This is a genomic window from Vibrio profundum, assembly GCF_050337555.1.
Lineage (GTDB): Bacteria > Pseudomonadota > Gammaproteobacteria > Enterobacterales > Vibrionaceae > Vibrio > Vibrio profundum.
The window spans coordinates 1-22,864 of record NZ_JAKJTA010000017.1; the positions used below are offsets into that span (position 1 = coordinate 1).

20 protein-coding genes and 1 pseudogene are annotated in these 22,864 nt (G+C 45.4%); 17 read left to right on the forward strand and 4 right to left on the reverse strand.

Annotated elements, in window-relative coordinates:
• On the reverse strand, nt 1-217 hold a 217-nt coding region (locus L4C34_RS15515; protein WP_428788723.1), incomplete at its 3' end, for a transposase.
• Between the two features lie 201 nt (nt 218-418).
• Between L4C34_RS15515 and L4C34_RS15520 the strand changes: the two genes are divergently transcribed.
• The 9 genes from L4C34_RS15520 (at nt 419) to L4C34_RS15560 (ending at nt 10,349) form a co-directional block, all read left to right on the forward strand.
• A complete protein-coding gene (locus tag L4C34_RS15520) occupies nt 419-985 on the forward strand; it encodes a hypothetical protein (protein WP_428790258.1) in 567 nt (188 codons plus the stop codon).
• A 64-nt stretch (nt 986-1,049) separates the two neighbouring features.
• Nucleotides 1,050-2,879: a TssA family type VI secretion system protein gene (locus L4C34_RS15525; RefSeq protein WP_428790259.1), complete on the forward strand. Its 1,830-nt coding sequence runs from the start codon at nt 1,050-1,052 to the stop codon at nt 2,877-2,879.
• 24 nt (nt 2,880-2,903) lie between these two features.
• Nucleotides 2,904-3,404: a type VI secretion system contractile sheath small subunit gene (gene tssB, locus L4C34_RS15530; RefSeq protein WP_428790260.1), complete on the forward strand. Its 501-nt coding sequence runs from the start codon at nt 2,904-2,906 to the stop codon at nt 3,402-3,404.
• Between the two features lie 2 nt (nt 3,405-3,406).
• The gene (tssC, locus tag L4C34_RS15535; RefSeq protein ID WP_428790261.1) at nt 3,407-4,900 is read left to right on the forward strand and encodes a type VI secretion system contractile sheath large subunit; all 1,494 of its coding nucleotides are present in this window, start codon (nt 3,407-3,409) and stop codon (nt 4,898-4,900) included.
• Nucleotides 4,901-5,010: 110 nt separating this feature from the next.
• Nucleotides 5,011-5,496 carry a type VI secretion system tube protein TssD gene (gene tssD / locus L4C34_RS15540; RefSeq protein WP_428790262.1) on the forward strand — a complete coding sequence of 162 codons (486 nt, stop codon included), beginning with the start codon at nt 5,011-5,013 and terminating at the stop codon, nt 5,494-5,496.
• A gap of 56 nt (nt 5,497-5,552) precedes the next feature.
• The gene (gene tssE, locus L4C34_RS15545; RefSeq protein ID WP_428790263.1) at nt 5,553-5,972 is read left to right on the forward strand and encodes a type VI secretion system baseplate subunit TssE; all 420 of its coding nucleotides are present in this window, start codon (nt 5,553-5,555) and stop codon (nt 5,970-5,972) included.
• A gap of 6 nt (nt 5,973-5,978) precedes the next feature.
• Nucleotides 5,979-7,694, forward strand: coding sequence for a type VI secretion system baseplate subunit TssF (gene tssF, locus L4C34_RS15550; protein ID WP_428790264.1), 1,716 nt, complete (start codon nt 5,979-5,981; stop codon nt 7,692-7,694).
• Nucleotides 7,658-8,788, forward strand: coding sequence for a type VI secretion system baseplate subunit TssG (gene tssG / locus L4C34_RS15555; RefSeq protein ID WP_428790265.1), 1,131 nt, complete (start codon nt 7,658-7,660; stop codon nt 8,786-8,788). The genes tssF and tssG overlap by 37 nt, the downstream gene beginning before the upstream one ends.
• 67 nt (nt 8,789-8,855) lie before the next feature.
• Entirely contained in the window at nt 8,856-10,349 is a 1,494-nt protein-coding gene (locus L4C34_RS15560) for a type VI secretion system Vgr family protein (RefSeq protein WP_428790266.1), read from the forward strand.
• Nucleotides 10,350-10,628: 279 nt separating this feature from the next.
• On the opposite strand, the gene L4C34_RS15565 is transcribed toward L4C34_RS15560, so the two are convergent.
• Nucleotides 10,629-11,006, reverse strand: a complete 378-nt coding sequence (locus L4C34_RS15565) for a hypothetical protein (protein WP_428790267.1) — start codon at nt 11,004-11,006, stop codon at nt 10,629-10,631.
• Between the two features lie 496 nt (nt 11,007-11,502).
• Here L4C34_RS15565 and L4C34_RS15570 point away from each other — a divergent pair, with 496 nt between their 5' ends.
• Nucleotides 11,503-12,282 (forward strand): hypothetical protein, encoded by a 780-nt coding sequence (locus L4C34_RS15570; RefSeq protein WP_428790268.1) that lies wholly within the window; start codon nt 11,503-11,505, stop codon nt 12,280-12,282.
• 15 nt (nt 12,283-12,297) lie between these two features.
• Here the strand turns inward: L4C34_RS15570 and L4C34_RS15575 are convergent.
• Together L4C34_RS15575 and L4C34_RS15580 are read right to left on the reverse strand one after the other, a co-directional pair.
• Nucleotides 12,298-12,902 (reverse strand): annotated as a pseudogene (locus tag L4C34_RS15575) (IS1 family transposase); the annotation flags it as partial.
• 27 nt (nt 12,903-12,929) lie between these two features.
• Nucleotides 12,930-13,154: a hypothetical protein gene (locus L4C34_RS15580; RefSeq protein WP_428790269.1), complete on the reverse strand. Its 225-nt coding sequence runs from the start codon at nt 13,152-13,154 to the stop codon at nt 12,930-12,932.
• A gap of 846 nt (nt 13,155-14,000) precedes the next feature.
• Between L4C34_RS15580 and L4C34_RS15585 the strand changes: the two genes are divergently transcribed.
• From L4C34_RS15585 to L4C34_RS15615, 7 genes are all read left to right on the forward strand, one after another.
• On the forward strand, nt 14,001-17,705 hold the full coding sequence (locus tag L4C34_RS15585; RefSeq protein ID WP_428790270.1) for a DUF2169 family type VI secretion system accessory protein: 3,705 nt from the start codon (nt 14,001-14,003) through the stop codon (nt 17,703-17,705).
• Nucleotides 17,698-18,840, forward strand: coding sequence for a pentapeptide repeat-containing protein (locus L4C34_RS15590; protein WP_428790271.1), 1,143 nt, complete (start codon nt 17,698-17,700; stop codon nt 18,838-18,840). Before L4C34_RS15585 ends, L4C34_RS15590 begins: the two co-directional genes overlap by 8 nt.
• A gap of 116 nt (nt 18,841-18,956) precedes the next feature.
• Nucleotides 18,957-19,583 carry a DUF3540 domain-containing protein gene (locus tag L4C34_RS15595; RefSeq protein ID WP_428790272.1) on the forward strand — a complete coding sequence of 209 codons (627 nt, stop codon included), beginning with the start codon at nt 18,957-18,959 and terminating at the stop codon, nt 19,581-19,583.
• 117 nt (nt 19,584-19,700) lie between these two features.
• A complete protein-coding gene (locus L4C34_RS15600) occupies nt 19,701-20,105 on the forward strand; it encodes a PAAR-like domain-containing protein (protein ID WP_428790273.1) in 405 nt (134 codons plus the stop codon).
• 4 nt (nt 20,106-20,109) lie between these two features.
• Nucleotides 20,110-20,751 (forward strand): type VI secretion system lipoprotein TssJ, encoded by a 642-nt coding sequence (tssJ, locus tag L4C34_RS15605; RefSeq protein WP_428790274.1) that lies wholly within the window; start codon nt 20,110-20,112, stop codon nt 20,749-20,751.
• Entirely contained in the window at nt 20,751-22,124 is a 1,374-nt protein-coding gene (tssK, locus tag L4C34_RS15610; RefSeq protein ID WP_428790275.1) for a type VI secretion system baseplate subunit TssK, read from the forward strand. Before tssJ ends, tssK begins: the two co-directional genes overlap by 1 nt.
• A complete protein-coding gene (locus tag L4C34_RS15615; protein ID WP_428790276.1) occupies nt 22,121-22,861 on the forward strand; it encodes a DotU family type IV/VI secretion system protein in 741 nt (246 codons plus the stop codon). The genes tssK and L4C34_RS15615 overlap by 4 nt, the downstream gene beginning before the upstream one ends.
• Nucleotides 22,862-22,864 lie beyond the last annotated feature (3 nt).

Below are 22,864 nucleotides of genomic sequence, written 5' to 3' on the forward strand. Positions count from 1 at the left end.
GAGCACGAAGCGGGAGAGAGAAGATACCTTTTATCATTAGGGCGGTTTCAATCGCCGTGTCGGTGTATTGAAACCCTCGACCTCTCTTGCCGTGATGGGTCATACATTTCCAGGCTTTCACCGCTGAATCGTCAATCCAAAAAGTAACCCCGCCACGCTGACAGAGTGCTTGGTTGTATGCTCTCCAGTTCGTGATTTTAGCTTTCGACTTACCCATTTTTGTATCCCAACAATCATTCTCAAAAGATCAGATCGTAAGGATGGAAAAAGGTTCAATCGATTTGGGCAACAACGCCTTTCAAAAGTACTCCTGAGTTTTAGAACGGTAATTAAAGAGTCATTATTATGTCATATATCTAGTCAATAATTCGTTTGCTCAGCAAATTGCAGAGTATTAGAGGTTGTCACGAGGGAATAGATGAGTGGTTTTGAGTTTAAAACTATTTATGACTGGAATTCTGAGGCGCACAATAAACGTGAGGTCTTTTCTGGTAATAAAGAAAGCTATGTTGATGGTAATACGTTTGACGTGTCAATTGGAACGACCAATAAAATATATGCCATAGAGTATACCCAACTATATCCTGGGATTAAGTGTGATATAGGTGGTTACACATATAAAGTCTTCAATAATGATAAGGCAATTAAGAATTTAGTTTCGCGCATAACCACGTCACAACAAGACGCAATTGGGAGTGAGAACAGAGTTGTTGGAAATGCCGTCGAGGTTAGAGCTTCCTCAGTGTGTTCATTTGAGTCACATGTGACAAATCATTCTACCGAATCTCATAATACTGGCGTCCGCAATGAAAATGTCGGGAGCTTAGCCTCTAAGATTGCTGGTCGTAGCTTGAGTGTAGGGGCGGATGTTGAGCAGCGTGACACTCATTCACTAAATACTGGTTCAGCGGTAGAGAATGTAGGTAGTCGTGTGGTTTCTGGACGTATGCACGCTAACAGTTGTGACATAATTTTTCTTGGCTAATTAGTTCTACATATTGTGTTTGATTGTCCATTTTAATTATTTTAGTGCTGGGTGTTCGTTAATAATGCTAGATATTTATAAACTCGGAATAAATGGATTTAAAGGGGAGAACCCTGCTGGGGTCAATATCTCCAATGTCGTCGAATCTGAAATGGTTCTGGCTGAAATAAATAAACTCAATATGATAGAAAAAGGCCCCGACGAAGTAAGTTGGAAACTTATAAATGATGAAATCATTAGCTTATTGAGCAAGCACGGCAAGCATTTCCAATTTTCTGCGTATTTAGCGGTAGCACGCTGTGAATTGAATGGTCTCGCTGGTCTTGCTGAGGGAGCTGAACTTCTCAAAGAATTAACCATTAATTTTTGGGATAGTGCGTATCCACCTAAAAAGCGTATGCGCGGACGAATGAATGCGATTCAGTGGTGGTACGACTGGGTAAATCGCTGGGTAGAAAACCTTGTTCAGAATAATAAGCCATGTTCCGCTGAGCAAGTAGAACAGGCGGCAGAACAAGTTCAGGCGCTAGAACGCGCTTTGGTTGCTCAATATGACGATGCGCCCGTTATGCGCGGTTTGCTTAATCATATTCAAAGAATCCCAATTGCCCCACAGCTCATTCAACAAACTGTGGTGACTAATTCCGATAGCTTAGTTGATTACGCATCTGTTGATTACCCGCCTGAAAATAATTCGGTGGGCGTTACTGCGACTGACGTTATTGAAGACAGCTGTGGAATTGAAGGCAGTTGCGAAAACGAAAGTCAGGCGACTTGTGGCGTACAGAAAACCCTGCAAGTAACCAATGCGAGTAGGAAGTATGCAGCCGTTGAACATACTTCGAAAAACGGTGCTGTTCCAGAAGTAGTGGCGAATGAAGAAAGTGACTCGCCAGTAAACTCTTCTGAGCCTGAGCTCGCTCGTTCACATACGACAGAAGTAGGCATGGCCGAAGCCAGTACGGTAGAAGCCAGCAGGGTAGAAGCCGACGCGACAGGCGTAATGAGCCAAGAGGATAGCGAACTATCGGTAGAAAAGCTGAATCGTTCCGCGTTTGATTGTTTGTGTTTAAGCGCAGAAAAGCTCTTTAAACAGGATCAATCCCAGCCGCTTAGTTATCGCTTTCGCCGGATGGCGGCGTGGGGAGGCTGGATTGAGTTACCCAGTCACCAAAACCGAAAGACTAAGGTCGCTCCTCCTTCTCGGCAAGACATTAAGTTAATTGAATCCGCAAAGGCGACGGGCGATCTTGCTGTGTGGCTCACTGCTTGCGAGAAAAGAGTCGTGACTCAGCCGTACTGGCTTGAACTCAGTTATCAAGTTTGGCAGATATTAGACCAATTAGGTGATCAGTATTGCTCTGCAAAACAAGAAGTTGAATACGCTGCGGCTCAGGTTGTACTGCGTTTTCCGGAGCTTGTAGGGTTGTTTTTCAGAGATGGCTCCCCGTTTGTCTCAGTTGCAGCCGAGGGCTGGTTGTCGGGATTGCAGAAAAGTGAGTCACAAGAGCAAAATGATCATCTTTCAGAAATAGAAACTCAAGTCACTCGGTTACTGAATACGAACGAGTTTGAGCTGGCAGTTGAGGTACTCACTCGTTCACAGGTTGGAGAAAGTGCTCAAAATCGCTTCCGATTGAAAATCAGAATCGCACAAATATTCCAGCGAGCGGGCTATGAGCCATTGGCTTTGATGCAAATCGATGCGTGTTTAAAGCAAGTGACAGAACACGGTTTAGATCTTTGGTTACCCGAGCTTGCAATGGCGAGTTATCGGGTTGCGTATGAATGTCACTTGACGTTGAATCAAGAACAATTAGCACAAGAGTACTTGGCAAAAATTACCGCTATCGATCCTTCGGTAGCAATTGGATATCTAAGATCAGCACACTAAGGCTGTCGCAACGGAGTAACACTAATGGCGAAAGAAAGCTCAGTCGCCCCGCAAGAGCGGGTAAACATTGTCTATCAAACGGAAGCAGGGAATGCAAAGCAAGACATTGAGCTCCCTCTGAAAATGCTAGTTGTTGGGGACTTTACTCTCGCAGAAGACGAACGCATGGTTGAAGATCGTACGCCGATCAATGTAGATAAAGACAATTTCAATGAGGTGCTGAAAGGACAGGGTTTGAACCTAGAGTTTTCGGTACCAAAAACTCTGGCTGGAGCTAGCGAAGGAGAGCAGCTCCCTGTCAATTTAAGTATTGATCAAATGAAAGACTTTGAGCCCGACCAGATCATTCGCCAAATTCCAGAGATCGCTAAATTGATGGAATTACGTGATGCATTAAAAGCGCTTAAGAGCCCGTTAAGTAACGTGCCAGAGTTTAGAAAGAAAGTGCAGAGCTTGATTCAGAATGAAGAATCTCGTCAGGCATTACTCAAGGAATTGGGTATTGATAAGGTTGAGGCGGAATAATTATGGAAGAGCAATTGGTAGAAGCACTAGAGGAACAAGCACCAGAGCACCAAGCACAGGAAAACAGCAGCTTACTGGATCAAATTGTCGCCGCCTCACGAATGACTCCTGACGAGCATGCGTATAACTTAGCGACCACGGGCTTGCAGGCGATCATTCAAGATTTAGTCAGACCGGAGCGCCAAGGTGCCGTCATATCGGGTGATTTGGTCGATGTGTTAATCGGTGAGTTAGATCAGCAAATCTCGGCGCAGGTCGACGAGGTTATCCATGCAGAGGGCTTTAAGAAAGTAGAAAGTGCATGGCGCGGCTTAAAGTTCTTGGTGGATAGAACGGATTTTCGTGAAAACATTCGCATCGAAATGACCAACATCAGCAAACAAGACTTGCAAGAAGACTTCGAAGATAGCCCTGAAGTGGTCCGTTCAGGCTTGTATAAGCTGGCGTACATTAACGAATTTGGTCAATTTGGTGGTCAGCCCTACGGCGCCATTATTTCCAACTACGATTTCGGCCCAGGAAGTCAAGATATCAAACTGCTTCAGAACATTGCCAGCGTCTCAGCGATGTGTCACGCGCCGTTTATTGCAGCCGCAGGGGCGGAATTTTTTGGGGTGGATGATTGGGAAGAGTTACCGGCTTTGAAAGATTTGCACAGCGTATTTGAGAGCCCTTTATACGCGAAGTGGCAAGGCTTTCGTGAAAACGAAGACTCGCGCTACGTCGGTTTAACACTGCCAAGGTTCTTGCTACGTCAGCCATATGGGCCAGAGACTCAAGCATGCAAATCATTTAATTACACTGAGTCTGTCAGTGATAACAATGAACAGTTTTGTTGGGGCAATACGGCGTTTGCTTTTGCCAGTCGTTTAGCTGACAGCTTTGCTAAATACCGCTGGTGCGCCAATATCATCGGCCCTCAAGGCGGAGGAGCAGTAGACGATTTACCTTTGTATCAGTTTGAATCGATGGGTGAAATCAAAACCAAGATCCCGACAGAAGTTTTGCTTTCCGAAAGACGGGAATTTGAATTGGCTGAAGAAGGCTTCATCGGCATGACAATGCGCAAGGGGAGTGATAATGCTGCTTTTTTCTCTGCAAATTCTTGCTTGAAGCCTAAGTCGTTTGGTAACTCATCTGAAGGAAAACAGGCTGCGCTGAATTACAAACTGTCAACCCAGTTGCCTTATATGCTGATCATGGACCGATTGGCACACTACATCAAAGTGCTGCAGCGTGAAAATATTGGCACATGGAAAGACCGACAAGAGTTGGAAAAAGAACTCAATACGTGGGTCGGGCAATATGTGACTGAAATGGAAAACCCAGAAGCGAGCGTCCGCAGTCGTCGTCCGCTGAGGGGCGTTGAAATTTCGGTACAGGACGTCGCGGGCGACCCCGGTTGGTATCAAGTGTCTATTAATGCTCGTCCTCATTTTAAGTACATGGGGGCATCATTCACATTATCTCTCAAGGGTAAGCTAGACAAGGAGTAGCTTGTTTTTAGAGCGTGTAAATCTATTTAACCAATTACTAATCACCAATAACTGATAACCGACAACTAATAGCCATCAGGCTAATTTAACTGCAAATTTGGGGAATAAAAATGGCAATTAACTCATACATCAAAATTGAAGGCGAAAACCAAGAGTGGATTAAAGGCGAAAACACGGAAGCCAACGCGAGCGTTAAAGATTGGATCCGTTGTTTTTCTTGCACTCAAGGCATGATAGTCCCAACGGACACCCAAACGGGTCAGGCGACAGGGCGTAAGTTTCATACTCCTTCAATGGCGATGATTGAAGCTGGCCCACAATCTCCAAAAGTATTTCAAGCGGCTTGTACGGGCGAAAAATGCACGATTACACATCAGTTTTTCCGCGTTGAAGCAGGTGAAGAAGTGAATTTCTTTACCATTACGTACAAGAATGCGGTTTTCAAATCACAAGAAGTTGTGCAAATGGAAACAACCAACGCAGCTACTGCCGATGTCCCATTACTACAAAAAGTAGAATGGACGTTTGATGAAGTGACTCAAGCGTTCATTGATGGAAACATCGAGTACACAGATAAGCTAAACCAAAATAGCTAATCGAAGATATCGCTGGGGAGCCGCGGGTTCTCCAGCGTTTTTCGTAAAGGAATAACATGCAAACTCACCGTTTATTGGAGCGAGTTCGTCATCGCTCAGCGCCGCTCATCCCAACCAGTGACACGAGGCAGGAACAACTGACTCGCAGCATCAGTCACTACTTGGTTAAATTGCTCAACACTCAGCAGGGAAATGCTCAGATCAGTTGTGATTTTGGCATGCCAGATCTGAACCATTATCGATATGGTGGTGGCATCAAAGATATCAACGCATTCCAGCGCGTGATAATCGATACAATTAAGCGTTTTGAACCTAGGGTAGCCGATGTGATGGTGAACTTCGTTCCTCAGCAAAGCAATCCACTCGGGATGGTGTTCCATATTGACGCCAAGATTCAGTTAGAGAATGAGCAAATAGCCCTTGTTTTCGAGACAGTACTTGGCGCCGATGGCCGTATACGTGTAGATGAGATTTGATGTAGCATGATTAATCAGCATTACCGCGAACAGCTCGGCTATCTGCGTACGCTTGCCGACGAATTTGCTAAGAAGCACCCTGCGTTAGCGCCTATGCTTGCAGGGCAAAACGCCGATCCTGACGTAGAACGTTTGCTAGAAGGCAGTGCTTTTCTCTCTGGGTTAGTCAAAGAGCGTTTAGACGATGACTTCCCAGAGCTCATTCATGGTCTGACACAGTTGTTGTTTCCTCATTATTTGCGACCTTTACCTTCAGCGACCATTGTCCAGTTCGCTTCTAAGCCCAATGCCAATCAAGTAACAAACGTTGCTAAAGGAACACGGTTAGATTCCGCATTAGTTGATGGTCAGAGTTGTACATTTAGCACCTGCGCCGATGTTGAAGTGCATCCACTCGAGGTGCAGTCATGTGAATGGCAACCACATGGGGTGGGGCGAGCAAGCCTCAAAGCCACGTTTAGGCTCAATGATGTGATGTTGGGTCAATGGAAGCCCACTTCGCTGCGCTTTCATCTTGCGGGACCGTATGCGGAAGCGTCCCAGCGGTTTGCATTTCTATGTCGCTATATCTCGGATGTGCGGTTAAATATCGGCGGGGTTTATCACTCGTTAGGTAAAAAAGGTTTTAGGGCACTATTGGCAGATGATGATCAGCCATTACTTGATTACCCCACCAACTCGTTCCCGGCGTTTCGGTCTTTGCAAGAGTATTACATGTTGCCTCAGAAATTGTTGTTTTTTGATGTGTTCGGGTTAGGAGAGTGGGCAGAAGAACAAACTGAGCAAGAGTTTAGTATTGAGTTTGATGTGCGCACCGACCATGAATTACCCTCATTTTCAGTGGCAGATTTAGCACTGCATTGTGTGCCTGCGGTTAATCTGTTTGACGGAGAAGCGGATACCGTTTTGCTCGATCATCAAAGCAGTGAGTACAAGCTTAGAGCGGCGCAGCGCAGCCAAGATATCTACTCTTTGCAACGTGTTATTGGCTTTCAACAAGGTTCGGTAGCGTCACGTGATTATCGACCATTTGAGATGTTTAACCCTAACGCGGAACATATCCCAGTTTACGCATTGCGACGACGACCCAACAAACTCCATTCAGGTTCTTCGTTATATTTGTCGGTGGCCTACCCAAATGAAGGCGGTGAGCCGAGGCAAGAAACATTAAGCCTGACTGTGCGCTGCACAAATGGTCAATTGGCGGAAAAGCTTCAATATGGCGATATTTGTCAAGCTACGGAAAGTTCGCCAGAGATGATCACCTTCCGTAATATCTTGCCGCCAACCAAACCTGTGGAACCGCCGCTCGGAGACAATGCCATGTGGCGTTTGGTGTCGCATCTTTACTTAAACCAAATGTCGCTAAGTGATGCGGAGCAACTATCGGCGCTACTGAAGCTATACATATTTACCGATAGCCGCGACAAGGCAAAAGTGCAAGCCAATACCAAGCGCGCAGATGCCATTAGTGCCATCACCAGTCAACGAGCGAGGCGAGTATTTAAAGGTGCGATGTTGTCGGGTAGTGATATTCACTTGTCACTTAATCCTGATGGCTTTCCAAGCTCAGGCGATATGTTTGTATTTAGCGCTGTGCTCAAACATTTACTGAGCTCTTTTTCGGCGATCAATTGCTTTACCCGTTTGACCTTTGAAAACGCGCACACCAAGGAAACCTATCAATGGCAAGCTCAAGTCGGCCAGCGTCAGTTGATATAGCGTCGGCTGATGGAGATTCAGTAGACAACATAGCTTCAATAGACACAGATTCAGCAGACATGGCCTCAGCAGACATAGCTTCAGTAAACATAGCTTCAGTAAATATAGCCTCAGAAAACATAGTAAAGCGCCTACATAAGCAACCAAGTCACTTTTCGCATATTCAAGCCGTTCGTTTGCTCCGTTGGCAATATTGCGAGGAGGGCGGAGACAAAAAGAGGTTTTTGCAAGACAAACTACGAGTGCGGCCAGAGTTATCGTTGTCCTTTCAGGCAACAGAGTTGTCGGCACTCGAACAAGAAGGCGATAAATATCAACTTACCGCCACGTTTATGGGTTTGTATGGCGCGGCTTCCCCTTTGCCTACCTTTTACACGGAAGAGTTATTTGAAGAGGCCCGTTATGACAGCAGCGAATCACGTGATTTCTTAGATATCGTTAATCAGGTTTTCTTCGACCAGTATTTTAGAGCGTGGAGCAAATACCGATTGCTGCCGCAAGTGGTTGAGGAGAAAAATAGTCAAGTCATACAAAGGTTGCTGTGCTTGGCTGGTGTGGGTGAAGCTTCATTGGACGCGGCGGCAGGCGGCGACAGTAGCCTCCAAGAATATGAACTGGTTCGTTACGCCGGTATTCTGAGCCAGTTTCCGCGTTCGGCACAAGGCCTTGAAATGATGGTTTCCGATGCGATTGGTGCTGAGGTATATGTCGAAGAACTCGTGGGTAAATGGCAATCGATTCCTTGCGATCAGCAATCCATGCTCGGTGTAAATAGTCTTTGTTTGGGTGAGGATACGTATTTGGGCACTGAGATTCTCGATCACAGTGGAGGTTGTACCCTACACGTGCATGCTCATGAACCCGAAGTATTTCTTGAGCTATTACCTGGAGGTGGGTTATTCAACAAGCTACAACGCTTAGTGAAGCATTATCTGGTTGAACCTATTGACATCGATATGAAGATTTTGCCAGCGGCGAAGCTAATGGCACCGAGTGTGTTAGGGCAATCTGTTGGCACCCTGCTCGGGTTTGACGCGAGCTTGGGAGAGCAATGTAACCCAGTCCACATCCCTTTAATGGCCAGCGAATGTTAATCAACTCCGACCGATTAGCCGTTTAGTCACATTTAACCACTTAGAAACGATCAAGCAGAGACAGACAATGACAAGAGATAACCTTCATTTCAGGTTCACCATTGTTGGTGAGCAACACTCGTTTCGCCTCATTGAATTTGAGGGAGAAGAAGCGCTTTCGTCTGCCTATCGGTTTGAGGTCACTTTACTCTCGGTAGAGTTATTGGAACAACCTGAATCGCTGGTGTGGAAGCCTTGCGCACTGGAAATGAAAGGCGTTCGGCAGCGTGCGGTGAAAGGCATTGTATCCCAAGTCATGCTCATGGATAAGCAAGGCAGTGATTATCAGTATAAGATATCGATGCGTCCTGCTTTTTGGGGGCTAAGCCAAGAAATCGGCTGTGAAGTGTTTTTGGAGTGCAGCGTGATCGATTGTATTTCTACAGTGTTGAGTAAGACACGGCCGGGTTTATATCTCCCATTCGAGCTCAAACTTACTCAGCAGTATTCACGGCAAGAAATTTTTTGTAAATACAATGAATCGAGCTTTGATTTTGTCTCTCGATTGATGGAACAGTTTGGCCTATATTACTATTTCGATGGCTCAGCAGGCGTTGAAACCTTGATCATTTGCGATGACAAAATTGCTCATCAGCCATTACCCAATCCCTCTTATCGCTATTACCCACCCACTGGACTCGACGTGTATGAACAGGTTGATTTAGTTAGTAGTTTTTGTCATTCGTCGGAACTGTTGCCCAATAATATTTTGTTGAAGCATTACGACTATGAAAAACCGGACGTGGAACTGGAAGGTATCGCGAATGTGGATGAAAACGGCATCGGTCAACAATTCTTCTATGGTGACTATTTTGATGGACGTCAGCAGGGCAACGCCTTGGCTAAACATAGAGCTGAGCAGAGTGTTAGTGCCGCTCGATGCTGTCATGCTCAGGCTCGTGACCCAAGTATGTGCTCGGGGAGTACCTTTACTCTGACGGATCACTTTCTCGCCTCATGTAATCAAGCGTATTTGATTGTTGGGGTTTCTCATTACGGGCGTTTTGGAGGGGCGGACAATATGCTGTTGTATCGAAATGATCTGCAATGTCTACCCGCCAATCAGCAGTACCGAGCACCTAATCATACGCCGCGTCCACAAATAGCGGGTTTAATCAACGCAACGATAGATGGGGCAGGAGAAGGAGAGGTTGCGATGCTGGATGAGCAAGGGCGATACAAAGTGCGCTTGCCATTTGACTTAGGTAACCCGAATGAAGGTAAGGCGTCACATTGGGTAAGAAAGCTAACCCCGTTTGGTGGAAAAAACGAAGGCATGCATTTTCCACTTAGGAAAGGCGCGGAAGTGAAACTTGCCTGCGAGCAAGGTGATCCGAGTCGTTTAGTGATTGTCGGTGTAGTCTCAAATTCAAATACTCCGAGCGTGGTAAACCAAGGTAACGCCAACGCCCACGTAATTAAAACGGCGAGCGGGACCTCAATGACATTACAAGATGGAACTGCGCAGAGTCACGTATTAATCCAATCTGACGCAGGCACTTACATCAAGATTTCTAGCTGATGTAAGTTACTAAGTTACTAAGTTACTACGCCATATTTTGACCGCCGCCTCATCGAGCTAGGCGGTGATAGAGCCTCGATTAATAAGTGGTTGATTATATTACTTCCGGTTGCTTGATTTTGTGTTTAGCTTTTCTCATCGTCGCTGCTTTAAATGACTTATGGGAGAATTTATCTCTAGAAACGGAAAAGTTAAGCTATTTAAGAAACAATGCCACTTTAACTGGCGGGAAGAAATGACACATTAAACTAGCATTACCAAAGGTTTAATAGAGTTATTTTATTTGGTGCTCTGGACTTCAAAGAGTTTGTCTAAGCAGCCTTGATAGGCTTCATCGTAATCGAAAAAATAGTGTAATATTGGTTGGTCATTTAGCTCAGTCTTAGCAGCATATACGTGCATTTTTTTAGATAAAACAATAGCCTCATAAACGCAGCCATGACTAGAGACCCAATCAGTAATTTGATTGTTCACTTCCCAAGCATCTAATGATGCTCCTACCCAATCACGGCTATCAAGGAAAATTACCCATGGTTCAGTAACACCACCTTCAGAGGAGTGCACTTTTTCTTGTATTTCATCAAACCAAACTAAACTAGCTTCACGATTTGTCGAGCCAGTCATCTTTGAAAATAGCACCCGATTTTCAAAGTTCATTGTCCAAACACCGTGGATATTTCTCTGTGCCATTGTTGATTCGAACCTATAGATACTGCCTTACTCCAGTATAGTTAACATTCGAAATCTCGACACGATGACGTATTCTATCGGATTATTTCTTACTTGGGAAAAACGCCCACACCTTCCCATTTCTGAGATAAATGTAAACAAGTTTGGGCAAAAATTCCTATCAGGTTCCGTGGACAGAAACGGTTTAGAGAGAAGTGCCCCCTAATTTTAGAACACAATACGAAGTAACTAATCTAGAATCATAATGACCTTACCCCTGACGAAGTGTATTTCGGAAACGGAGATGCGCGGCATGAATGGGATTCACCACTTAAAGAAGCCATCGACGTGCCCAATCTACGGGGGACTCTTCTCAGTCTTTGATTTGGTTATTACCTCTATTGGTTATCGCTAAACTTTGGGTCACTCAGCCTAAATTAGACTATAAGTTAATATATTATACACCGATGAATTCATTCTAGTCATGAAACCCATTGTCATTGTTTTTGTCCTCCTTCTGACCGCCTCTATTCCGGTGCAATCGACTGGTGAAGCCATAAAAGAAGTGAGGTGGGGAACGGAGACATGGTTGGGCATAACGGATGGTAATGGACTATATGATATGCTCATGAATGAGATTTTTTCTTCACGTGGGGTAAAAGTAGTCAAAATAGAATATCCACTAGAAAGAGCAATACTGCTTGTCAAATACGGTGAAATAGATTTTACAGGTGGAATATTCAAGGATAGGGCCCCTCACGACGACTACTACCAATCTCCATTACCCATTTTTTCAGTATCCATATCCGCATTTTACCGACGTGATCTATTCGATGAGCCACCAAGTTCTCCCAAAGATCTGGTTGGTAAAAAGGTATGCTCAACCCCTTTGATTGGGGAAGGAATGGGTCTACTTAAAGACCAGTACAAAGAGGTTAGAAGAAAGAATCAAGCTTTCTTAATGACCGTACTTGGACGGTGTGATGTTTTCCTTGATGAATCTTATGGAATGGAATTAACCATAAAAAAGAATTACCGCCGAGCGTACTATAGTAGTGCCGAAGCTGTTCTTAACGACTTTAAAAAAATAAAAATTTCTGAAGCTGAGATATATATGATTGCGCCAAAAAGTGAACGAGGTAAAAAAATAATAGAGCTGTATGTCGAAGGAACGAAAGAGATCTACTTAAATGGACGTATGGGGGAAATATTTAAAGTTAACAACCTCACCGCCCCCAACCTTGATAAATACCTTCAGCGTTAACTTTAAAGTCGTCACTCAGTCGTGGTGGTAACCTGTTGAACCACAGATAAAGTTCCGTTCAATAATTATACTCATTACTTTGTCGTGCATATATTCTGACTTTGAAAGTCCAATCGTTTTTCTCACTAACCTCTTTAGCCGAGGTCGAAAAGTGAGATTGATTCGTTCGATTCTCTGTGTATAGCGTTTGCCCACAATGTGTTGTTCGCGGGGTAAATGTGCCTCGTAAACACTGAAATCATCAGTACAGAAGACGTTCACGGTAAAGGGAGCCAGCAAACGTTTGAGGCGTTTAAATGCTTGGCTGTTCCGTTTTCCAAATGTGTGAGCAACAATACGTTTAAACGTCGGCTCCGATGCATACCACAGCCAACGCGGATTCTTTTTATTCCCCACAAAAACCCATTGCTCATCGACTTCACAATTCAGTTCAATATTGGCGGCGTCGAATGGGATTGTGGTTACTTGCGTTGGTTGGAGCTTTTTAAAGTGCGTAAAACGGTGTTGTAACCGACTTTTAGCACACGCCCTGTATCTCGTAGCCCTGAGCTGTTCATCGCCATGTCGACGATCTTTTCTTTCAGGTCCGGTTTGCAGGCTTCATAAGCGTAATTGAGGAGATGTTTTTAGTTGTGGCCTAGACGTTGTTATGAGCCCTTTGAAAACAAAGTTAACGTGATGACAATTAAGGCAATAATCACAATGGTCCCACTGGTGATTGGCAATGAATCCATCATTACCTCTTTTTTGCCTTTCTTCTTTTTATAGTAGTGCGAGTACCAACCAGTAATGACACCAATTACGGTTATAATAATGATACCGCCGACGATCGCCGAAGTAACATTATAGAAAATACTTTGTTCTAATGTCATTTTTGTGGGCTTCCTTAAACCGCGCGATTTTTTGGGTAATGAGTTAGCCAATCATAATTTCACTACATCAATAGCAACGATTAGAAGAGTTGATATAACTAGTCCTTAGCTTCAGGAGACTACGTTAAGGAGTAGCCTGAAATCAAACCGAGAATTTATCCATCACCTCATAATACTTTTTATAAACTAATAATGTGATTGCTAGCATCTGGCTACTTCGTTTGCTTAGCTTAGAGCAATATACGTAAATTGGCCAATTCGCGTACAGTTCTGATTGTGATTCCAACGATTGTTTATGGTTTGAAAAATTGGGGATTTGCTATTGAATTACTCTATCACATCTGGAGTACATAGCCCCCATTCACGGAAATCGTTGATGCACGCCCACGGTTCCCCACTGAATAGTTCAAGGGATAGTCGATAGTACTCCCATACAAATTCTTCAGCAATATCTAGGTTCTACACCCCGTTTATGTGACCCAAGAAAATATTTTCGCCCCAATATTTAGGGTTAAATGAATAGACACTGTGTTTATTCCAATTAGCCATACCTGTCGCTGTCCGTCTAAGAATTCTAGTGCTTAGAAATGGTTTATTAAGTGTGTTATAGAAGGTTGCCATCCTTGGCTGTTGATTTGTCAGAATTAAGTGACATTGTGACGTGTTAAATTCAGTGTTAACTACCACTGCCTCATTCTGCACTTACCAACAAAGTGGTCGTGATTCCACTATTTAGAGTCACGACTGTATTGCCCGACGCGGCAGGCAGTCATAAATTCTTAACGTTTGCTCAGTACATTGACTCATCTTAAATAGGTAAATGAATGAGTTAGGGCTGAAGCAACCATGCGCGTGATTAAATCGTTAGATCAAGCTTGTTTAACTCGCGCTTTCGTTGTGAATGGCCAAGCGCGGGAAGCTGTCAGCGTTATCTATGGATTTGACCTCTGCAATTCAGCGCAAAGATTGAGCGAGCAGGAAATCTGGTCACGCAGCATGGCAGTGCTTGGCGACACTCCATTAGATGCTGGCATGCCGAAAACTCAAGCCGAATGGCTGGTGTGTGCATCTGCTCACGCACTCGATGGTGACAAATCTGCAGTGAGGGTCGCGGCTGGAGTCGATAATCAGTATAAGACGCTCGATATTGTGGGTCCACGCTATTGGCAAAAAAACGGCTTGGGTTTGAGATTAACGGAAGCCGAGACATTCAGCCAGATGCCGATCCGCTGGCATTATGCTTCACGCGGACAAGGCATTGATGCCAACCCTAGTGGCATTGCGATGCCGTCTAATCATGCCGAGGGGCAGTTACACGCAGGGATTTATTACCCTGCGGATGAGATACTTGATGCTCGAGCTTTTGAATCACCGAAACCTGCTGGTTTTATGCCTCTCGACGTAAATCAGCCAAGGCGAGTTCAGTGTCTTGGCAGTTATGATGAACATTGGCGACAAACCCAGTGGCCGAATTTTCCTAGCGACTTCGATCCTACCTTTTTTAATGTGGCCCCTGAAGATCAACGTTTGTCAAAAGCTATCATGGGCGGCGAAGCGTATGTGCTAGTCAATTTACATCCAGAAAAACAAACCATACAAGGTCATATCCCCCATTTTCAGCCTCGTGCGTTTCTTCGCACTGAACATCAAGGCCAGCGTCAGGTTCAGGAAGTGGTATTGAGCTGCGATACGATCTGGATGCTACCAGACACCAATATAGGCATCGTGATTTTCCATGGAAGTGCGCCGATTTCTGACGAGGAAGGGCTTGATATCCAAGAGGTGCTGCTGGCCGACGAAAAACACAACAGTCAGCCGTTGCCAATTGAGCACTATATCGAATTGTTCGATAAAGCTCAGACAAGTGAGTACATCGCTAAGCAGTTGGGAGTCGACTTAGAGCCCGTACATAAAGCTGAGCGAAAGCTAAAAAAGGTGGCGAAGCTTGCCGCTGATGGGAAAAAGTTACAGCAATTTCGGATTGACCAAGCAACAGGTAAAGCGCCAACTCCGCAATCCAGTATGGCAAACACCAATAAGGTCATGGCACGACAAATTGACGATAGCCTTGCTTCATTGAATCAATTGAAAAATAGGCTTGCTTTAGCACCCAGTCACCCAGAGATAAAATCCAACCTAGCTAAAGGGATTACAGGGTTAGAGAGCCAGAAGCTAGCGTTAGCTGAGCATGCCAATACCTTAAAAGATATGCAGGCTAAGGTAAGTAATGTTTCTAATCGATTAGCTAAGGAAGATCAATTTGGTGCTACTGCAGAAGTTGGTGTAAAACTGGATCAACTGAACAAACAGTTCGACGTGGTACCGACTTGGCAGGCGCAAGCCTCATCACTCGTTTATTTGGCCCACCAAAATGTCCTTAATTCTCGTTTTTCATCGCGTAAAAAACAGCTGCTCGACATGGGGGTCCGTGAGTTATATCTCTCGACGTATATGCTGGGGTGGCTGGATGAAACCGTCGAGTTGGACGCAGAACGATGGCAATTAGACGAGCCTTTAGCGCTTAAATCGATACCTTCAGGTTGGGTGATGATACAGCAACAAGATGGCGAGATTGCCTCGATAATTGTTCGCCCGTGTGATGGTCAGCGAGTGGAGCAAGATATACTGCTCCCCGGTTCCAAGCCTCTACCCTGGTACTCGGGGTTAGAAGCCCCGGTCAAACTCTTGGTGCCCGATCTTCTGGCGAGCTGGATTCTGGCGCAGGATTTTGCCGATTATCTTGATGTCATCTGGCTCTCCCCCCCTAAGCAAACTGAATCCAAACAAGCTTATTTTACACAAGCCAATTTTAAACAACCTAATTTCAAACAAGAGCTGTCTGACGAACTTGAACAAGCCCTTTCAGAGGCATCTTGCGTATATTTGGCCTGTCCGTTAGGCGCTGATATATCGGCTTGGCAACAGGTTTTTCCGAGTTTAAAGCCTTTGTATTTTCCAGACCGCACCGATGTTTATCAGTTTCATAAACTAGGGATTGAGCCGATTTGTTGGTTGAAAGAACATCTTCCGGATCAGGTGTTGAAAGGTATGAACTTTGAGCAAGAAAAAACGCTGAAACAAAAGAGAGCCGACCTCAAAGCTAGTCAATTTTATCAAGCTATGCGTCAGCATAGCGGGGCTCAAGCTAAACAAGACTTTGGCTTTGATCCCTTTGAGAGCCCAGTTGACAGCAAAGTTCAATTCGCCCCTGTTCTGGCTAAGCACAAGAGCCGTGTTTGTGATACGGGGGGAGGAGAGCGATACCTTAAGCATTTTTCTGACGCAGAGCAGCGGTTCGCTGATGCGACTAAGTCTGGGCAAAATAACTCTGCATTTGAGTTTGACCAAGCGGAACTGAAAAGCCGTTTTGGCGCCCTTCGAACTCAATTACACCAAAGCCAACCGAAATCACGTATCTCTACACGCACTGAGTCTGTTTCACAGTCTTTGACTGCACTAGAACAGCAGGTGTCATCGATGTTGGATGAGACGGAGTCTCTGCAGAAAAAAGTGAGAAAACTCGCCTCAGAAGCCAGCAAGAATGAGCAAACAAGCAAACTCACTCGAGAGCAAGTTGTGCAATTTCACCAAGAAGGGCACTCACTGCGAGGCCGAGATTTATCGGGGTTAGATCTCTCTGAATTAGACCTCAGTGGTGGCGATTTTCAACAAGCGTTAATGAATGAAACTAACTTTCGTTCTAGTCGGCTGGTGGGGTGTAACTTCAATCAAGTTATTGCTGATCTCAGCGTATTTTCCAAAGCTGATATATCAGAGGCGAGCTTTCTCAAAGCCGTTCTGAACAAGGCAGACTTCAGGTCTGCGGTTGGAAAAGAAACCGATTTTAGCCACGCGACCATGGTAGAAGCTTCGCTTTCGCATGCCCAACTAGAACGAAGCCGTTGGCAGGGCACCATGGCTAATAAGTGCCAGTTTGTATCGACGAGCTTATCTGACGCCGCGATGCAAAAAGGGGTGTTCATTGAAGCAAATTTCACGGCAGCAAATCTAACCAGTATCGCGACTGCACGGGCAGTGTTTAACGATGCTTGTTTTGAGCAATCAGACTTACGTCATTCTCAAGGGCAAGACACGATATTTTGGGGAATCAAAGCCAGTGGCAGCCTATGGGATCACGCAATACAGCCTAGGGCTAGATTTGGACCTGCACAACTTGAGAAGGCAATTGGGCGTTTAGCGGATTTCTCGGCAAGTTGCTTACAAGGAACTCAACTTAATCGCGCCGATTTTAGAGGCTCTAACTTCGGAAAAAGCTTGCTCAATCAAGTGCAAGCTAACGGTAGCCGCTTTGATGGTTGCAACTTTTCTGCGGCGCAGCTGACCCGAGGGGATTTCCAATCGGCCTCTTTTAAATCGGTCAATGGAATGCAAGCCAGCTTATTTCGCAGCCAGTTTCAGCACGCCGATTTATCACAAAGTAACTTTTACTTGGCAGACTTTAGGAAAGTGACAATCGGTAACACTGATATGTCAGCCAGTAATCTCGATAACACGATATTGCAGCAAGGAGCGAAGCAACTTGATGAATAAACATGAATTTCAGGCCGTGTTGGCAGAGTATGCCATTGTAAAAGACCGGGACTTTTCGAACAGTGATTTATCAGGAGTGGATTTGTCTGGGGCTGTCTTTGTTGGCTGCAATTTTTCAGGCGCAAATTTGAACGGCAGTGATGCTAGTAACACCTCATTCAGCCAATGCAGTTTTCGCCACAGCCAGATGCATAAGGTTCAACTGGTGAGCACGGTTTTGAACAAGAATGACTTTTGCGCCGCGACATTATCAGAATCTGTGATGGCCAACGGTGTGGTGACACAATGTAACTTTGAACATTCGGTTTTGAATGCCATTCATTGGCAAAGTGCGATTCTTCGCCAATGTTCGTTTAAGCAGTCTCAATGGCTTAACGCGATGTTAAGTGGCAGTGTAGTGCAAGATAGTCAATTACAAGATTGTACTTTTTCTGGGGCTAAATTAGAAAAAGTGGCGTTTGATGGAGTGGTGTTTGGTCAAGCTAATTTCAGTGGCGCGACTCTGCTCAAAAGTTATATGTCGGAGTGCGATTTGTCGGCTTGTCAGCTGCAGCGCGCGGTGCTGTCTAAAATGCAGATGAACCACTGCAACTTAAATGGACAAAATTTGGCAGGCTGTCATATGGAGCAGAGTTATTTCATCGCCAGCCAATTAGTCGAGGCTAATTTGTCGGGGGTGCAAGCTCAGCACGCGGTATTTCAGAAGGCCGACTTGCGCGGTGCCAGTTTCTCCAATGCAATCTTGAATGGTGCGAATTTTGATGGTGCTAAGTTATGCGAAGCCAACTTCTCGGGGGCTTCGTTAATGCAATCTCAGATGACTAATATTGATGGGCGTGGCGTGCGCCTTGAGCAGAGTAACTGTCAAAACAGCGACTTTTCCCATGCGGATCTTTCGTTCGCCAAACTGACAGTGGCCAATTTCGAACGCTGCCGTTTTCACCGCATAAAGCAAGAGAATACGGATTGGCACGGTAGCACTCGTATAGGTGCAAGTGGAGATGATGAACGCAAGGTGAGTGCGGAAGATTGGCAAGTGCCCAATTCAATTGCCATGGAGATTCAGCAGGCAGTTGAGCAGACGCGTTCTCATGCACAATCACTAATAATGAACCAGCAGGAAGCAATAGTATGAAACCACAATTAGTTCCTTCAAAATCAGTTCCTTCAAAATCGGTCTCCTCAAAACCAGTATCCTCAAAACCAGTATCCTCAAAACAAATAGCGTCAAAACAAATAGCGCTAAAACAAATGGACCAAATTGCACAGTGGCAGATGCAGTCTGGGATTGTGGTTAACGAATTGGCCGATGGATATCAAGTGAAAAGTGATCTTGGTTTGGTAGGAGCAGACGTTGCCATCAGCTGTTTGATTAAGCCTGAAGTGGGCGATTGGGTACTGTGGAGTGGCGGAGAGAAAGGCACGTTTATCTTGTCTGTCTTGCAGCGAGACGGTGGCTCCTCTTTTCAAATGCAGGTGGCGGGAGAGCTCGAATTGAAAACCGAAGGTAAGATGACGTTGCATTCTCCTTCCACGCTTCATTTTGACAGCGGTCAACAAACTGAGCTTACGTCGCCTCGGCTAAATGTCGCAGTCAACGATGCGCACGTTTCAGCGCAAAACAGTCATTTTTTCGGATTGAAAAGTTTCCTTCACATTGACAGGTTATCTTGGGTTGGCACGCAGCTTGAGCAAGTTGCGGAGCGGGTGTTGCAACGTTTCGATTTCCACTCAAAGCGGGTGTCTGGCCATCAGGATATTCAATGTCAGTCGAGTCGTCATTTGGTGGAGAAGGATTACGTGGTGCAGTCGCATACAAGCTTGCACCATGCACAAAAAAACCTACACCTTGATGCGGAAAAAATTCACTTAGGTTAGTAACCATTTCTGTAAGTAACCAATTATTGTAAGTGATTTATTGCCTTAAGCGACCAAATAACCAAGTTTCTACGAATGTGCTAGTTATTTAAACGCGATAGCGTACAGGAGAAACCCATGCCGGGACCTTTAAACACAGCGGGCGGCGGCGTATCACAGGGTATGCCAGATGTGATAAACACGCCCACCCCAGCAGGGCCAGTACCAATACCCTGTATGAATACGGCTGTTGGACCGAACAACAATCCGTCCAGTACCGTACTGAAGGTGCTGATAGACGGCTCGCCAGCTGAAAATATTATGTCTGAAAAGCTTTGCAGTGTGACAACGGGAGCCGGTGCTGGAGTTGTCTCGGGTATGGTTAATGGCCCGGGCCGTAATATGCAAGGCAGTGCTCGCGTGATGATGGCCAACGCTCCCGCCACAGGTTTATCCGACATGACGACACATAATGGCTCTTGCCCAAATACGACAGGGACTTGTTTGGTGCCGAGCCAAGTGAAAGTAATCAAACAGAGTTAGGTTTATGAGTGTAAAAAATCGCTTTAGGTTAATGAGTGCGTGTTTGTTCTGGATGAGTAGTGTGGCCGTTTTGGCTCTGGCGGGTTGTGCAAGTAATGAAACCTCGTCCCCCAACTCAGCCGAGGTGATGGTGACAGACCCAAGTCAAGTTCACTGGGAATGGCAGCAGAATGCGATTCAAATGACGTTTAGCGCTACGCCAGATCTCAATTACATTAATGGCCAGCCGCACGCGCTTATGCTGTGTTTTTACCAGTTAAAGAGCAAAGCCAGTTTTGATGATTTACTCAAGCAGCCTAATGGCGCAGCTCGCTTGCGTCAGTGTAATAACTTTGATCAAAGCGTCGTTTATCATCAGCGAGTATTCGTCCAGCCGGGCGAGTCGGTGCAATTGGACTTACCTAGGTACCTTGGCGTCAAATCAGTGGGCTTGGTTGCTGGGTACAACAATTCGATGAGTGAAGAAGTTAGCCGCAGTATCGATATTCCGATTGATAAGCTGAGCAAAGGGTTAATTTGGCGCACGGATTACTATCAACCGGGGATCTTGAGAACCCATTTGCTATTGGCGCGGCATAGCATTGAGACAAGCATGACCGAAAGCGCTCTCGGAAAAACACGCAGTACCGACAAGGAACACCATTAATGAATCAGCCACTTTATTGGCATCAAGGCTTATTGTTACAGCCTCAGCATTTTCAGCTCGAAAGTCAGTTCCATCAGTGGCAACAAAGCCAAACTCGTACACTGACACAAAATTATGCTTGGGGGCTGGTATCGCTCACAGTTAACAATAGTGCGCTGCTGGATAAACAACTGGTCATTCAGAAATGCCAAGCGTTGTTTCCAGACGGTAGCTTATGTGAATTGGGTAAAAACGCCGTAGTTGCAAGCCGACAATTTGATGATACATGGCTTGAAATGGGGAAAAAATTTCCGGTTTACCTTGGCCTAAGACGCTGGCAAGACAGTGGTAATAATGTTACTGAAGTGGATGAGTGGGAGACTATCGCACAGGTTCAAAGCCGTTATGCTACCCTCGCGAACCCTATTGATATGGTCGATCTATATGGTAGTGGTGCATCAGGCCAAGTTAAGCCATTAAATTATATGCTGAAGATATTTTGGCAAGATGAATTAGACTCAGCTGGCGATTATCACTTAATGCCGCTGTGCCAACTTGAGCGAGATGGGCAGAGGATCCTTGTCAGCGAAGAATTTTTGCCTCCAGTGACTGATTTGAAACAATGGCCGGTTGCGAATGGCCTATTGCGAGATGTGTTAGACCAATTGGTCTCTCGAGCTAAGCAGCTGGAAAAATTTAAGAAACCCACAGCATTCAACAGTATGACATCATCTGATATCGATGTGACCCTAACACTTGCAATGCGTTCACTTAATCGATGTGCCTGCCAAGTTCAATGTTTGCTTGAGTCCCCGATCCTTTCTCCTTGGCATGCTTGGCAGTCATTTTGTGAAATATTGGCCGAGCTTAGTAGTTTTGTGACCGATTACAGTGTAGCGGGTGAAGCCGGTGTTGATCGCTGGCCAGAATACGATCACCTGACCTTGTACGAAGTGTTTTCATGTTGCCAGCGCCAGCTAAGTGCCATGTTAGACAGCATGGTGGTTGGGCCTGAATATGTGTTAACGATGGAGTGCCAGCATGGGGTTTGGCAAGTATCTCTGCCTACGCGAGCCTTGCAAGGGCAATACAGTTACTGGCTATGGTTAGACGGGGCCGATGACGGCCAATTTGAAATCGTTAGTAGCCGGATAAAAGTGGCGGCAAGCAATCAGTTGACCAGCTTAATGGTGCGTGCTGTCTCTGGTATCCCACTTCTTGCATACGATGAGACACCGCCAGGCTTGCCTAGATCCGAAGGTGGTTTGTATTGTCGTTTAGATAACAGTTCTCCTTTGTGGCAACAGGTGCTGGAAACGAAAAATTTAGGCCTGTGCGGCTTAGCTTCTGAGCATATGAATGTGAAGCTGTTCATTACTCGGGGGGAAAAATGACATTAATAGAATGTTTCCAGCCACTAATGGTTGCGGTTAGGCGGTTAATTTCCGTCGAACCAGTTTCCAGAGAACATAATGAAAAAGAGATGGAATCAGAACTTGAGCGTAATCGTTCTAATTACGATTCTATTTCCTCTAAGGCAAACCCACCTAGTGTGCAATGGCCGCGTTCTCTCGAAGCGTTGCGGGAAGAAGCGGAGCAAATGGCGTTGAAGTTAGACGTACCTTTTGAAGCGATAGAAGAGGCGCGGTTTATCATCTATGTATGGGTGGATGAAGCTGTTCTGAGCTCGCAACTTGAGGGCAATACTTACTGGCAGCCTTGGCAGTGGACGTACTTTAAAACTCATATTGGCGGTGAAGAGTTTTTTGCACGTTTGCATCAGAGGGTCAGTGCGCCGGCTACAGCCCAGCAGCGCCAGTTGTTGTCAATTTATGCACTTTGTTTAGGCATGGGTTTTTGTGGCAAATACGCTCAGTTTCATCATAACGAACTACAAAAAACACGAGCGGCATTGAGTCGTCAACTTCTTACAAAGAGTCATTTGTCGTTAAAGGATAGCGCTCTCAATGAGCCTAGCTCTCTGCAAGTATTAATTAGAAAAAAACCTCTGTGGCGCTTGGTTGACCCATTTCGCCTTGCTTTGCTCTCTATTGCATTGGTGAGTACATTTGGGGTGTATTTTGTCTATCAAACGCTGCTCAATATTCAGCTGTCGGGCTGGGTGAATTAAAGG

Coding starts and splice junctions, on each gene's coding strand:
- L4C34_RS15585 (WP_428790270.1), top strand. CDS start 14,001: ATGCGCGTGATTAAATCGTTAGATCAAGCTTGTTTAACTCGCGCTTTC.
- L4C34_RS15560 (WP_428790266.1), top strand. CDS start 8,856: ATGACAAGAGATAACCTTCATTTCAGGTTCACCATTGTTGGTGAGCAA.
- L4C34_RS15565 (WP_428790267.1), bottom strand. CDS start 11,006: ATGAACTTTGAAAATCGGGTGCTATTTTCAAAGATGACTGGCTCGACA.
- tssB (WP_428790260.1), top strand. CDS start 2,904: ATGGCGAAAGAAAGCTCAGTCGCCCCGCAAGAGCGGGTAAACATTGTC.
- L4C34_RS15520 (WP_428790258.1), top strand. CDS start 419: ATGAGTGGTTTTGAGTTTAAAACTATTTATGACTGGAATTCTGAGGCG.
- tssD (WP_428790262.1), top strand. CDS start 5,011: ATGGCAATTAACTCATACATCAAAATTGAAGGCGAAAACCAAGAGTGG.
- L4C34_RS15600 (WP_428790273.1), top strand. CDS start 19,701: ATGCCGGGACCTTTAAACACAGCGGGCGGCGGCGTATCACAGGGTATG.
- L4C34_RS15570 (WP_428790268.1), top strand. CDS start 11,503: ATGAAACCCATTGTCATTGTTTTTGTCCTCCTTCTGACCGCCTCTATT.
- L4C34_RS15590 (WP_428790271.1), top strand. CDS start 17,698: ATGAATAAACATGAATTTCAGGCCGTGTTGGCAGAGTATGCCATTGTA.
- L4C34_RS15580 (WP_428790269.1), bottom strand. CDS start 13,154: ATGACATTAGAACAAAGTATTTTCTATAATGTTACTTCGGCGATCGTC.
- L4C34_RS15595 (WP_428790272.1), top strand. CDS start 18,957: ATGGACCAAATTGCACAGTGGCAGATGCAGTCTGGGATTGTGGTTAAC.
- tssG (WP_428790265.1), top strand. CDS start 7,658: ATGGCAAGCTCAAGTCGGCCAGCGTCAGTTGATATAGCGTCGGCTGAT.
- L4C34_RS15615 (WP_428790276.1), top strand. CDS start 22,121: ATGACATTAATAGAATGTTTCCAGCCACTAATGGTTGCGGTTAGGCGG.
- L4C34_RS15525 (WP_428790259.1), top strand. CDS start 1,050: ATGCTAGATATTTATAAACTCGGAATAAATGGATTTAAAGGGGAGAAC.
- tssJ (WP_428790274.1), top strand. CDS start 20,110: ATGAGTGTAAAAAATCGCTTTAGGTTAATGAGTGCGTGTTTGTTCTGG.
- tssF (WP_428790264.1), top strand. CDS start 5,979: ATGATTAATCAGCATTACCGCGAACAGCTCGGCTATCTGCGTACGCTT.
- tssK (WP_428790275.1), top strand. CDS start 20,751: ATGAATCAGCCACTTTATTGGCATCAAGGCTTATTGTTACAGCCTCAG.
- tssC (WP_428790261.1), top strand. CDS start 3,407: ATGGAAGAGCAATTGGTAGAAGCACTAGAGGAACAAGCACCAGAGCAC.
- tssE (WP_428790263.1), top strand. CDS start 5,553: ATGCAAACTCACCGTTTATTGGAGCGAGTTCGTCATCGCTCAGCGCCG.